Origin of the sequence: Pseudonocardia sp. McavD-2-B, assembly GCF_024124365.1 — a bacterium.
GTDB classification, from domain to species: Bacteria; Actinomycetota; Actinomycetes; order Mycobacteriales; family Pseudonocardiaceae; genus Pseudonocardia; species Pseudonocardia alni.
Window position 1 is genome coordinate 1 of the sequence record NZ_JAMXSG010000166.1, and the last position, 12,562, is coordinate 12,562.

Below are 12,562 nucleotides of genomic sequence, written 5' to 3' on the forward strand. Positions count from 1 at the left end.
GCCGCGGCGTTCCGGCTCGCCTGGTCCGGCGCCGACCCGGGCCCCACCGACCACACCACCCGCCCCGCCGAGGCGACCACGGCGGCCCGGCCGGTGCCCCTTACCCGCGACGGCACCGGGACCGGTGCACTGCTGGCGCTGTCGCTGGCCGCCGACCCGGACCGGGTGGTCGGCGGGGTGCGGCTGCGCCGGGTGCCGTCGGCGGGCGGCCGCTACCCGGTCGACGCCTGCGTCCACGACCCGACCACGGACGGCCGCGACGCCGGTCGCGTCTACGACCCGCTCGCCCACGCCCTCGACGGCGGGCCCGCTCGGGAACCCGCCCGGCCCGGCGCAACCGGACCCGGCAGCCACGCCCGGCCCGGCGCCGCCGTCCCGGCCCTGTCCGACCCGGACCACGACGACCACGACGACCACGACGACGACCCGGACGTCGTCCTCCACCTCTCACCGGAGCGGACCGCCTGGCGCTACGGCCCCCGCTCGCTGCCGGTGCTGCTGCTCGACCTCGGCCACGCGGCCGCCGCCGTCCTCGCCGCCGCGGCGACGCTGCGACGACCCCGGACGGCCCACCTCGTCCCCGACGGCGACCGCTCCCGCGTCGTGCTCACGACCGGACCCGGTCCCGACGGCGCCGTCGCGCTCGGTGCGAGCGCGGATCCGCACCCGGCGGCCGTGCTCCGCGCACGCCGCTCGGCGTCGTTCGCGAGCCTGCGTCCACCGGTCGCGGACCCCGGGCTCGACCGGGTCGCCCGGACCCGGCTCGGCGCGGGACAGCACGCGGCCCTGCTCGACGCGGGCCACCCGCTCCTGGCCGCGCTGACCCGGCGGGCCTGCGGCCTGCCCGACCTCACCGGCGTCGGCGGGCTGCTCGTCGTCACCGGGGACGTCGACCCGGGCCCGGACACCGTCGCCCAGCACGTGCGGTCCGGCCTCGCCGTCCACGACGCCTGGCTGACGGCCACCGCGGCCGGGCTCAGGGCCCGGCCGGTCGGCTGCTGGGTCGAGGCGGTGCTGCACGGACCCGGCGGCCGGGGCCGGGTGCAGCACGCCCTCGCGCTCGGCGGACACGGGAGCGGCCGGACCGGCCGTGTGGCGTGAGCGAGGCCCACCCCCGGTGACGACGAGCGTGCCGCCACCGGGGGGAGGGGGCGTCACTCCGTGACGTCCGCGCGACCCGCGCCGGTCCGCAGACCGTCCCACCGGGTGCTGGTGCCGCTCTCGACGTCGAACAGGTCGAGCACCCGGCCGACGGTGTGGTCGACCACGTCCGCCAGCGACTCCGGCCGGGTGTAGAACGCGGGTACCGGCGGCGCGATGACGGCCCCGAGTTCGCTCAGCTCGGTCATCGTGCGCAGGTGGTTCCGGTGCAGCGGGGTCTCGCGGACCATCAGCACCAGCCGTCGGCGCTCCTTGAGGGTCACGTCCGCGGCCCGGGACAACAGGTTCGAGGTGGTGCCGCTCGCGATCTCCGACATCGTCTTGACCGAGCACGGCGCGACGACCATGCCCATCGTCCGGAACGAGCCGCTGGCGATCGTCGCCCCGACGTTCTGGTTCGGGTGCACGACGTCGGCGAGCGCCTCCAGCTCCGCCGGCGACATGTCGGTCTCCTGGCTCAGCGTCAGCCGGGCGGCCCGGCTCACCACCAGGTGGGTCTCGATCGGAGTGTCCCGCAACAGCTCGAGGATCCGGACGCCGTAGGCGACACCGGACGCGCCGGACATGCCGACGACCAGCCGCGGGGTCAGGTCAGGAATCATCATTATTCTCCTGGTCGGGATCGGTGAGCCGGACCGTCGAGCGGGCCAGCGTTTCCAGTCGGGTGGCCAGGCCGTCGACGAACAACGCCACGGCGCCGGTACGCGGGCGGTCCGGCATCCGGACACAGAGCATCCGGCGGGACAGCCCGGGGCGGGCGAACGGGTAGGCGCGCAGAGTGCTGTCGCGCAGCCGCGGCTCGATGATGCTGGCCGGAAGCACCGTCACCCGCCGGCTGCGGGCCACCAGCGAGGTCGTCACCGAGAGGTCGTCGATCTCGAGCCGCGGGTGCACCGCCACCGCGTGCGCCCGCAGCGCGTCGTCGAGGACCATCCGCAGCCCGTGCCGGCGCGAGGGCAGGACGAGGTCCAGCCCGGCCAGTGCCGGGAGCGGGACCGGGACGGGGACGTCCAGCCCGACGTGCGCCCCGGTGGCGACCAACAGCTCCTCGTCGAGGATGTCCTGGCAGTCGAGGTCGTCCTGGACGAAGTTCTGGTTGATCACCGCGCAGTCCAGGGCACCCGATCGGACCTGCTCGACGAGCTCGGCGCTGAAACCGTAGGTCGCGTGGATGCTCACCTCCGGGTGCGCCACGGCGAAACGGGCGACGGTGTCCGCCAACGCCTCGTTGGTGGCCGAGGCGACCAGGCCGATCCGGATGGCCCCGGTGACCGGGGTACCGTTGCCGGCGAGGGTGTCCCGGGCCGTGGTCAGCTGCTCCAGCAGCGGCGCGAACAGCCGGTAGGCCTGCTCGCCCGCGACCGTCGGTGTCACCCCGCGCCGGTTCCGCTCGAACAGCGACTGCCCGAGCTCGTTCTCCAGCTTGGCGATCTGCATGGAGAGCGCGGACTGGACGATGTTGAGGCGGGCGGCCGCACGGGTGACGTTGCGTTCCCGGTACAGGCACTCGAAGTAGGACAGTTGCCGCAGCTCCACGGCGCATCACCCCTTCGGCGACGGGGCCTCCGCCGCCTGCTCGTACCATCCCTCGGGAGCGGGCCGGACGAGCTCGGCGATGTCGAGTTCCGCCTCACCGGGAACCCGGATCCGGGTGTAGCGCATGCCGGTCGCGCCCGGCGGGACGGTGGCGTCGAAGCCCAGCTTGGACCCGACACCGTCCTCGGTCGAGGGGTCCAGCTTGGACCCCTGGGTGCCGTGCACGGTCACCAGGTCGCGATCGGCCTGGAACCGCGTGGCGACGGCCCACTCGACCTCGGTCGGGTCGTGCACGTCCACGTCGGTGTCCACGACGGTGACGTGCTTGATGTCGTAGTGGGCCGCGAGCGCGCCGAGGACCACGTTGCGGGCCTCGCCGGGCGCGGGCCGGTCGACCTGAACGTAGAGGTGGTAGCGGCAGACCCCGCCGCGGGACAGGTGCACGTCGCGCACGCAGGGGAAGCTGCGGCGCAGGTGCGACAGGAACGACGCCTCGCGCGGGATCCCGCCGAGCAGTAGGTGCTCGGTGCCGCCGCCGACGATCGTGTGGAACAGCGGGCCGCGACGGTGGGTCACCGCGTCGACCGCGATGACGTGCCGGCGGGCGCGCTCGCCGTAGTACTGCGGGAACTCGCCGAACGGCCCTTCCTCCTCCCGGACCTCGGCGAGCAGCCGACCCTCCAGGACGATCTCCGCCGACGCGGGGACCCGGACGGAGTTGGTCCGGCAACGCACGACGTCGAGCGGGCGCCCGTGCAGCGCCCCGGCGATCTCGAGCTCGTCCTGGCCGAGCGGGACGATCGCCTGCGAGGCCATCAGTGTGAGTGGGTCGACGCCGATGGCGACGGCGATCTCCAGGTCCCCGCCGTGCCGCTCGGCCTCGTCGAACATCGCCAGCGTGTGCCGGGGGAGCAGCAGCGCGCCGAGTCTGGCCGGTCCGCTGACCTGCAGCCGGTGGATCGACACGTTCTGCACGCCGGTGTCCGGCCGGCGGGCGATCAGCAGCCCGGCGGTGATGTAGGCGCCCGAGTCGTGCTCGTTGTGCGTCGGGATCGGGAGCTGTGCGGTCAGGTCGACACCGGTGTGCACGACGTCCTGGCAGGGGGCGTCGGTGGTCTCCCGCCACGGCACCGGGTTGCGACAGGCGTCGTCGAACCGGGCGACCAGCTCGTCCTCACCGACCGCGCAGGCCTCGGCCATCCAGGACCGCCGGGACAGCAGCCCGGACACCACCGGGACCGGGTGGCCGCCGGGCCGCGGGAACACCGTCGCGGTCCGCCCGTCCATCCGGTTCGCCAGCCCGGCGATGCCGAAGGTCAGTTCCAGGTCCGGCACGGCGACCGACAGCCGTCCGTCGGCCCGCAGGTGTTCCAGCCAGCCGCGCAGGTCGGCGCCCGGCGGCGGGGCGCCGGTCTGCGCGTGGTTGGGGGAGCGGACGTCGTGTGTCGTGCTCATCTCGGGCTCCAGGAGGTGGGGTGGCGGACCGCGAGCCGGCGGAGCGCGGCGAGGTCGAGTGCGCCGTGCTGCGCCATGGCGGTGCGGAGCTCCTCGGTCAGGAGCTCGGCGACGTAGGCCGCGCCGTCGTCACCGGCACCGGCAAGCCCCGTGAGGAAGCCCCGGCCGCTGAAAGCGGCCCGGGCGCCGAGGGCCAGCGCGCGGGCGACGTCGAGACCGCTGGCGATCCCGCTGTCGAACAGGACGGTGCTCCGGTCGCCGACGGCCTCGGCGACGGCCGGCAGCACGTCGATCGCCGGGGGCGCGGCGTCAGACTGGCGTCCGCCGTGGTTGGACACCAGCACACCGTCGGCGCCGGCGTCGACCGCCTCTCGCGCGTCGTCGGGGTGCAGGACACCCTTGACGACCAGCGCCCGCGGCCAGATCGCGCGGAACCGGCGTACCTCGTCCCAGCTCAGGCCGCCGCGCAGCTCGCGCTGGACGAACCCGGCGACCGCGCCGAGATCGGGTTGCCCGTGCGGGTCCGGGACGTAGCGGGCGATGTTGGCGAACAGCGGGACCCGGCTGCGCAGCGCCGCCCGGGTCCACGCCGGGTGCAGTGCCAGCTGCGCGCCCAGCCGGGGCGAGGGACGGAACGGCACCGACAGCCCGTTGCGCAGGTCGCGCGGTCGTTTGGACCGGACCGGCGCGTCGAGCGCCAGCACCAGCACCTGCGCGCCGGCGGCCTCGGCCCGCCGGACGAGGTCGATGCTGACCCGGTGGTCGTCGCGAGGCATCCCGTAGAGCTGGAACCACAGCCGGTCACCGCAGATCGCGGCGAGGTCCTCGATCGATGCCGACGCCAGGGTGCCGGTGACGTACGGGAGCCCGGCGTCGGCGGCGACCCCGGCCAGCCGACGGGACGCGTCCGGCCAGGCGACGCCGTCGTTGCCCGTCGGTGCGATGCCGATGGGGACCTCGCAGCGTCGGCCGAACAGCTCGACGCCGGTGTCGACGGGACCGATCCGCCCGTATCGCGGGACGATCTCGACGCCGTCCAGCGCTGCGCGGTTGCGGGCGGCGCCGCGGTCGTCGCCGGTGCCGCCCGCGACGAAGTCGAACGCGAACCGCGGCGAGCGACGCCGGGCCGCCCGCTCCAGGTCGGCCATCGTCGGGAACCGCCGGCGCCGCAGCGCCTCGGGCGAACGTCCGCTCGCCGGGCCCCAGCCGGCCCCGGACCGGGTGGTCCGCCAGGTGAGCCCGTGCAGCGGGTCCGAGCGGCGGCTCACCGGGCGCGCTCCCGCAGCTGGGTGATCGTCGAGGCGACCGAGATCTGCTCGGGATCGGTGACGACCTCGATGACGGTCGGACCATCCCGCAGCAACGCCGTGGCCAGGGCCGGTCCGAACTCGGCGTCGCACCGCACGGTGTCGCCCGCGGCGCCGAAGGACCGGGCCAGCGCCGCGAAGTCCGGGTTGCCGAGGTCCGAGCCGACCACCCGCCCGGGATGTGCGCGTTCCTGATGCATCCGGATCGAGCCGTACATGTTGTTGTTCATCACGATCAGCACCACCGGCGTGCCGAGCCGGACCGCGGTCTCCAGCTCCTGCACGGTCATCAACGCGCCGCCGTCGCCGGCCACCGCGACGACCGGCCGGTCCGGGTGGGCGAGCCGGGCGCCGATCGCGGCCGGCAGCGCGTACCCCATCGCGCCGGACGCCGCGCCGATGTAGGTGTGCGGCCGGCGGAAGCGGAAGAAGGTGTGCAGCCAGCCGGCGAAGTTTCCGGCGTCGTTGGTGACCACCGCGTCGTCCGGCAGGCCCGCTCGGAGCAGCCGGATCACCTGCCGGGAGTCGACGCGATCGGTGTGCTCGTCCTCGGCGACCGCGGTCGCCTCCGCGTAGGCCGCCCGGCGCTCGGCCGCCCAGTCCACGCGCCCGGACGGGACCCCGTCCGGGGCGGCGGCGGTGAGCTCCCGCAGGGCCGCCCCGACGTCGGCGAGGACCCCGCGGACCAGCCGGTGGCTCTTCCCCAGCATCCGCGGGTCGATGTCGATCGCGACGACCCGCTGGTCGGTGATCGCGGTGTAGTTCTGCACGGTGATCTCGCCGAGCCGGGAGCCGACGGCGAGCACCAGGTCGGCGTCCGCGAGCGTGCGCACGATCTGCGGGTTCGTGCCCATCTGCAGGTGTCCGGCGTAGAGCGGATGGTCGTTGTCGAACACGTCGTGCCGGCGCCAGGCGGCCAGGACGGGGACTCCGGTCCGCTCGGCGAACCCTCGCAGCCGGTCCTCGGCGCCGCAGCGCAGCACCCCGGCCCCGGCGACGATCACCGGTCGCTCGGCTGCGGCAAGTTCGGCGAGCACGCCCGCCACGTCGTCGACCGACGGCCGCGGCCGCGGCGGCGCGACCGGCGCTCGGACCGGCTCGATGCTCGGCGCGCCGAAGACCTCCTCCGGCAGGGACAGCACGACCGGCCCCGGCCGTCCGGTCGTCGCCAGCACCAGGGCGCGGTGCACCGCGTCGGGGACCCGGGCCGGGTCGGCCTCCTCGAACGCGGCCTTGGCGACCGGGCCGAAGAAGGCGGGCAGGTCGGTCTCCTGGAACCCTTCCCGGCCCCGGTGGTGGTGGCTCATCTGACCAACCATGACCAGCATCGGGGTGGAGTTCTCGAACGCGGTGTGCACCCCGATCGAGAGGTTCGCCGCCCCGACTGCCCGACCGCCCAGCGCGACGCCGACGGTGCCGCTCGCCGCGGCGTGCGCCTCGGCCATGAACGCGGCCCCACCCTCGTGCCGGGTGGCCACGAACTCCGGGCGGCCCGGCTCGAGCAACGCGTCCAGGAAGTGCGTCGCGCTCTCCGACGGCACACCGAAGACGTAGCGGACTCCCCACGCGGAGAGCGTGTCGGCGAGGACGGTCGAGACCGTCCAGACGGCAGGGGTCATGCGGTGCGCTCCGTCGCGGTGGGGGTGGCCGGCTGCTCGGGCCCGCCGGAGTCCCGGCGGTGCGCGAACAGGTGGAACACACTCATGGTCACGATCGGGGTGGCGACGGCGATGTAGGCGTTGTCGATGCCGAACGGGTTGTCGAGCAGGAACCAGCCGATCGTCGTGACCAGCGCGGCGAAGATCGACACGAGGGCGCCGGTCCGGGTGCCGAAGCCGGGGCGGAAGAACATCAGCAGCACCAGCACGGCGAGGCCGGCCCGCAGCGCCTTGGCCAGGAACGTCACCGCGACGACGTCCTCGGCGGTGACCGCGAGCAACACGGGGAGCAGGCCGATGGCGAGCGTCGAGGTCCGCAGCAGGAACACGCTGCGCTTGTCGTCCCCGCCGCGGTTCATCGTGGGGTCGAGGAAGTCCTTCACCAGCAGCGTCGAGCAGCCGAGGGTGATCGCGGCGACCGTACCGAAGATCGCGCCGGCGAGACCGGCGACGACGAACCCGGCGACCAGCGGCGGGAGGTCGACGGCTAGCGCGGGTAGGGCCTGGATGGCGTCGATGCCGGGGTAGATCACGGCTGCGCTCATGCCGACGACCGAGGCGAGCAGGCCGTAGGGGATGAGGATCGCGGCAGACCACAGCGTCGCGATCCGGGCCCGGTGTGGGTCGGGGGTGGCCGCGATGGCCTGGACGACGTACTGCGTGGCGAAGATGGCGCCGACGCCGGCGATCATCCAGGCGAAGATCTGCGGCCAGCCGACGCCGCTGACCGAGAAGAACTCGTCGGGCAGCGTGACCCGGAGGGCTCCCGGGCCACCGGCGCGGTACACCGCGACGACGGCGAGGATCCCGATGCCCACGAGCATCACCAGTGCGTGCAGGACGTTGGTGTAGACGACCGAGCGCATCCCGCCGATGAGCACGTAGACGGTCGCGGCGATGCCGACCAGCAGGATGGCGGGCACGGTGCCGATGCCGAGCAGGCTCGCCAGCAGCGCGCCCCCGCTGGCGTAGGTGGAGACCGCGACTGTCATCAGCGCGCACACCATCAGCACCGAGGTGGCCTTGCGGACCCGCTCGCCGTAGAACCGGGCGAGCGCACCGGAGATGGTCGACTCACCGAGGGCGCGGAAGCGGTGCGCGAGCAGCCAGGCGAACAGGACGAAGCCGAGGCCCAGCACCGCGATGTTCCAGGCGGCCGAGATCCCCGACCTGTAGGCGACCTGCGCGGTCCCGACGCTCGCCGTCGTCCCGATGAACTCGGACGCCAGCAGGAAGCCGATGAGGATGGCGGGGAACGCCTTCCCGCCGGTCGTGAAGCTCTTGCTGGTACCGGACGACCGCCGGACCATGAAACTGATCAACGCGAGTATCGCCATGTAGGCGGCCACGCAGAGCAGGACGATCCACACTGATTCCATGCTGATTCTCCAGGCCATTCGGGAGGTGTCGATGATTCAGTCACGCCCGCCCCTGGGAGTCCAACGACCATTCGAGATGGGTGACATCAGAGCCACTGATTTCTCGTCGATCGCGCGGCAGATGGATGTGCTTCTGCTCGATGAACCGGATCAGTCCGTCGGCGTCACGGGTGCGGCCGAGCCCGGACATCCGCATCCCGGCGGTGGGTATCTCGGTGTAGGGGCGGTCGTAGCCGTTGATCCACACCGTCGCGGCGGCGCGGCCGGGGCGAACGGGGTCCTGGTGGTGAGCCGGACGGCGTCGGTGTCGTCGCTGTGGGTCTGCAGGCCGGCACCGGTCCGACGAGGTCCTCCTGAACCACCTCCGACCCCGGTTCGACCTCGCTGACCGGAGCCGGGGTGAGGAGGGCGCCAGGGAGCCGTCGGGGCCGGCCGACCGTCCGCCGGGCACGACGCGCCGTCGGCGCGGGCCCGGTCCAACGCGCCGGTGATCCGCTCCGCGGTCGCGGCCGAGATGAGTGGCCTTCGTGCGGCGCAGTTCCGCTCCGGTCGCCGGATTCCGCGGGACCTCGACACGGTGACTGATTATGCGGACCTCTCGTTGTGCTGCGAGAAACGCATGACAACGCGGTGTCCCGCCGTTCCGGCGGGTCACCGATCCTGTGCATCCTGTTAATGGCCCGCAGCAGTTCTGGGTAGGGCAGTGCCCGTGCCGTCCTTGCGTCCGGAGTGTGCGGTGTCGGGTCGGCAGTCCGCCGCGCGGCGCGGCTCGTGTGGACGGCCTGGCGGTAGATAGTCTGAAACAGATGGTGCGGAAAGCACTGTAGACGATTGGCACACGCGTCCGCAGCCCGCCCGGCCGGAGCGCGGCGGGGCGTCCGTCCCACCCGGTCCGGGCCGCGACGAGCGACAGCGGCCGGCGCTCACACGGCCGGACGGCGACACACCGTGCCCGGCGCGGGGAGGCAGGAGTCCCCGGGAGCGCCGACGCCCGGGACGGCCGGCACCCGCTCGCCCGCCCGTGCCAACCACCTCCGCGGACGGCCCGATCCGCTGAACAGGCCGTGATCAGGTCAGGTCGCGGGCGGCAGCGGGGGAGCGGGCGGCTCGTGCGGCGGCTCGTCGCCGGACTTCCCGCCCGGCTTGTCGTCCCCACCGCCGGCGAGGAAACGCTCGAACTCCGCGGCCAGCTCGTCGCCGCTGGGCAGCTCGCCGCCCTCCAGGCCGTCCCGCAGGTCACCGGACTCCCGGGCCGCGACGACCTGGTCGTACTGCTCCTCCAGCGCCGAGACGACCTGCCCGACCTCCTCCGACGCCGCCATCTGCTCGGCGATCTCGGACTCGGCCTGTTCGGCGGCGCGGGTCAGCGTCTCGGTCGGCAGGTAGAGCCCCGCCGACAGCCCCGCGTGGTCCAGCAGCACCCGTGCGGCCTGCGGGTACGCCGAGCGCGACAGGTAGTGCGGCACGTGCACGGCGTAGCCCACGACGTCCTGCCCGGCCTGCCCGAGGCGGTACTCCAGCAACGCCGCGGCACTGCCCGGGACGTCGGCGGTCGCGAACCACGGGGTGTGGCCCTCCACCAGCTCCGGGCGGGTGCCGTGCGCGGTCACTCCGATCGGACGCGTGTGCGGCACGGCCATCGGGATGCCCTGCAACGTGATCACCAGCCGGATCCCGAGCTGCTCGACCAGCAGCCCGACCGCGGCGACGAACCGCTCCCACTGCATGTCCGGCTCCGGACCGGCGAGCAGCAGGTACTGCGTGTCCCCGGTGTCGGTCAGCGCGACGACGTCGAGCTCCGGCGGGTCGTAGTCGGCCCAGCGGTCGGTCTCGAACCGCAGCGGCGGGCGTCGCGACCGGTAGTCCACGAGCTGGTCGACGTCGAACCGGGCCACCCGGACCGCCTCGCGTTCGTCGGTCAGCGCGCCGACCGCGAGCGCACCCGCGTTCCCGGCGTCGACGAAACCGTCCAGCACGACGATCAGGACCGGCTCGTCGAGCGCCGGCGCGGCCGGGTCGACCTGGTACAGCTGAGCGGGATCGAGCACCGGCGTCCTCCGAGTCGTGGCGTGCACCGCGACCCTATCCGGAGCCACCTACGGCCTGCCCGGTCGCGGTGTGACCATCGCCCCCCTGTGACGCGGCCCTGCCGGGACACCCCGCCCGTCCGGGATGGACCAGAATGGTCGTTCGTCATGCACACGTCACGTCGCGCTTACCTCGTCTGGTCCGCCGGTCTGTTCGCCTACGTCGTGGCGGTGCTGCAACGCAGCTCGTTCGGCGTCTCCGGGCTGGAGGCGGCGGACCGGTTCGGTGCGTCCCCGACCGTGCTCGCCGGGTTCCTCGTCCTGCAGCTGCTGGTCTACGCCGCCCTCCAGGTGCCGGTCGGGCTCCTGCTCGACCGGTTCGGCGCCCGCACCATGGTGCTCGCCGGCGCCGTGACCATGACCGCGGCGCAGGTGCTCGTCGCACTCGCCACCTCGCTGCCGCTGGCCATCGCCGCCCGCGTGCTCGTCGGCGTCGGCGACGCCCTGACCTTCATCTCGGTGCTGTCGGTGCTGTCCACCTGGTTCGCGCCGCGCAGGGTCCCGCTGATGACGCAGATCACGGCGCTGCTCGGCCAGTTCGGCCAGGTGCTCTCCGCGATCCCGCTCGCCACCGTCCTGCACGCCTACGGCTGGACGACCGCGTTCCTGTCCGCCGCCGGGATCGGCGTCGTCGCCGCGGTCGCGGTGCTCGCCGTGTTCCGCGACCGCCCGCCCGGCAGCCCGGCCCCGGCCCCGGCGAGCAGCCCCCGCGAGGTCGTCGACGGGCTCACGGGCGCCTGGGCGCACCCGGGCACCCGCCTCGGGCTCTGGTCGCACGCCGGCACCCAGTTCTCCGGCCTGGTGTTCGCGCTGCTGTGGGGCGTGCCCTACCTCGTCGCCGGGCAGGGGATGACGCCCACCGGCGCCTCGGTGATGCTGACCGTGCTCGTCCTCGCCGGCGCCGTAGTCGGCCCGGTGTTCGGCGAGTTCACCGCCCGCCACCCGCTGCGCCGCTCCTGGCTCGTGCTGTCGGTGATCGGCGCGACCGCGCTCGTGTGGACGGTCGTGCTGCTCGTCCCGCCGCCCGCGCCGCTGTGGCTGCTCGTGCTGCTCGTGGTGGTGCTCGCCGCGAACGGCCCCTGCTCCGCCGTCGGCTTCGACTACGCCCGCACCTTCAACCCCGCGCACCGGCGCGGCACCGCCGTCGGGATCGTCAACGTCGGCGGGTTCACCGCCTCGCTCACCACCACACTGCTGGTCGGGCTCGTGCTCAGCGTGTCCGGCGGCTACACCCCCGAGGCGTTCCGGCTGGCCTGGCTCGTGCAGTTCCCGATCTGGGCGCTCACCGCCGTCGCGGTCGTCCTCGCGCGGCGCAAGGCCCGTCGGGTGATGGCCGCCGAGGGCACCGTCGTCCCGCCGCTGCGGGAGGCGCTGCGCCGCAACCGGCGCCGGCGACAGGCCCGGTAGACGACGACGGGGGCGGGACCATCGCGGTCCCGCCCCCATCGCACACGGAGCGGTCTGCCCGTCCGGCGGGCCTCACCCGGTGTCGTCTGCTCGCTCGGCGAGCCTCACTCGGCCAGCAGCCGGTACAGCGCCTTGCGGGCCTCGGTCAGCGCCTCGGTCGCCGACGCCACCTGCGCCTCGGAGCCGGCCTCGGCGACCTGCCGCGCGGCGGCGGCGAGCCGGCCGAGCTCGGTGACCAGGCCGGTCGCCGGGTCCGACTCGGCGGCCTCGGCGTCCTCGGCGAAGGGCGCCCACACCGCGTCGAGCTCGGCGCGGTGCTCTTCGACGTGCCGGGTGCCCTCCTCGGTCAGGTGGACGACCCGACGGCCCTCGGTCTGCTCGGACCGGACCAGGCCCTCGTCCTCCAGCTGGGACAGCATCGGGTACACCGAGCCGGGGCTCGGCTTCCACTGCCCACCGGAGCGGCCGGTGATCTCCTGGATGATCTCGTAGCCGTGCCGCGGGCCGTCGGCGACGACCGCGAGCACCGCGGTGCGCACGTCGCCGCGGGCACGCTTGCCGCGCCGGCCGCG

The 12,562-nt window shown here is 74.1% G+C and carries 10 protein-coding genes and 1 pseudogene; 2 read left to right on the forward strand and 9 right to left on the reverse strand.

Features of this window, described 5'->3' with window-relative positions; translation table 11 throughout:
• Positions 1–1,101, forward strand: a pseudogene (locus NH602_RS20035) (hypothetical protein); the annotation flags it as partial.
• Positions 1,102–1,154: 53 nt separating this feature from the next.
• On the opposite strand, the gene NH602_RS20040 reads toward NH602_RS20035, so the two are convergent.
• The 8 genes from NH602_RS20040 to NH602_RS20075 form a co-directional block, all read right to left on the reverse strand.
• Positions 1,155–1,766, reverse strand: a complete 612-nt coding sequence (locus tag NH602_RS20040) for a UbiX family flavin prenyltransferase (protein ID WP_305882464.1) — start codon at positions 1,764–1,766, stop codon at positions 1,155–1,157.
• Complete coding sequence (locus NH602_RS20045; RefSeq protein WP_253068601.1) at positions 1,753–2,697, reverse strand: LysR family transcriptional regulator; 945 nt, start codon at positions 2,695–2,697, stop codon at positions 1,753–1,755. Before NH602_RS20045 ends, NH602_RS20040 begins: the two co-directional genes overlap by 14 nt.
• A gap of 6 nt (positions 2,698–2,703) precedes the next feature.
• Positions 2,704–4,152 (reverse strand): UbiD family decarboxylase, encoded by a 1,449-nt coding sequence (locus tag NH602_RS20050; RefSeq protein ID WP_253068602.1) that lies wholly within the window; start codon positions 4,150–4,152, stop codon positions 2,704–2,706.
• Positions 4,149–5,420, reverse strand: a complete 1,272-nt coding sequence (locus NH602_RS20055) for an alpha-hydroxy acid oxidase (RefSeq protein ID WP_253068603.1) — start codon at positions 5,418–5,420, stop codon at positions 4,149–4,151. The genes NH602_RS20050 and NH602_RS20055 overlap by 4 nt, the downstream gene beginning before the upstream one ends.
• Positions 5,417–7,078 carry a thiamine pyrophosphate-dependent enzyme gene (locus tag NH602_RS20060; RefSeq protein ID WP_253068604.1) on the reverse strand — a complete coding sequence of 554 codons (1,662 nt, stop codon included), beginning with the start codon at positions 7,076–7,078 and terminating at the stop codon, positions 5,417–5,419. Before NH602_RS20060 ends, NH602_RS20055 begins: the two co-directional genes overlap by 4 nt.
• Positions 7,075–8,496, reverse strand: coding sequence for a sodium:solute symporter family protein (locus NH602_RS20065; protein WP_253068605.1), 1,422 nt, complete (start codon positions 8,494–8,496; stop codon positions 7,075–7,077). Before NH602_RS20065 ends, NH602_RS20060 begins: the two co-directional genes overlap by 4 nt.
• 40 nt (positions 8,497–8,536) lie before the next feature.
• Positions 8,537–8,743, reverse strand: coding sequence for a hypothetical protein (locus NH602_RS20070; RefSeq protein WP_253068606.1), 207 nt, complete (start codon positions 8,741–8,743; stop codon positions 8,537–8,539).
• A gap of 826 nt (positions 8,744–9,569) precedes the next feature.
• Positions 9,570–10,544, reverse strand: coding sequence for a proteasome assembly chaperone family protein (locus NH602_RS20075; protein ID WP_062396020.1), 975 nt, complete (start codon positions 10,542–10,544; stop codon positions 9,570–9,572).
• Positions 10,545–10,691: 147 nt separating this feature from the next.
• Between NH602_RS20075 and NH602_RS20080 the strand changes: the two genes are divergently transcribed.
• Positions 10,692–11,990 carry a nitrate/nitrite transporter gene (locus tag NH602_RS20080; RefSeq protein ID WP_253068607.1) on the forward strand — a complete coding sequence of 433 codons (1,299 nt, stop codon included), beginning with the start codon at positions 10,692–10,694 and terminating at the stop codon, positions 11,988–11,990.
• A 104-nt stretch (positions 11,991–12,094) separates the two neighbouring features.
• Here NH602_RS20080 and NH602_RS20085 read toward each other — a convergent pair.
• A partial coding sequence (locus NH602_RS20085) for a PadR family transcriptional regulator (RefSeq protein WP_253068608.1) occupies positions 12,095–12,562 on the reverse strand: 468 nt, incomplete at its 5' end.

Excerpts from the sequence above, each read along its gene's own strand:
- NH602_RS20040 (WP_305882464.1), bottom strand. The coding sequence starts at position 1,766 with ATGATGATTCCTGACCTGACCCCGCGGCTGGTCGTCGGCATGTCCGGC.
- NH602_RS20050 (WP_253068602.1), bottom strand. The coding sequence starts at position 4,152 with ATGAGCACGACACACGACGTCCGCTCCCCCAACCACGCGCAGACCGGC.
- NH602_RS20060 (WP_253068604.1), bottom strand. The coding sequence starts at position 7,078 with ATGACCCCTGCCGTCTGGACGGTCTCGACCGTCCTCGCCGACACGCTC.
- NH602_RS20065 (WP_253068605.1), bottom strand. The coding sequence starts at position 8,496 with ATGGAATCAGTGTGGATCGTCCTGCTCTGCGTGGCCGCCTACATGGCG.
- NH602_RS20080 (WP_253068607.1), top strand. The coding sequence starts at position 10,692 with ATGCACACGTCACGTCGCGCTTACCTCGTCTGGTCCGCCGGTCTGTTC.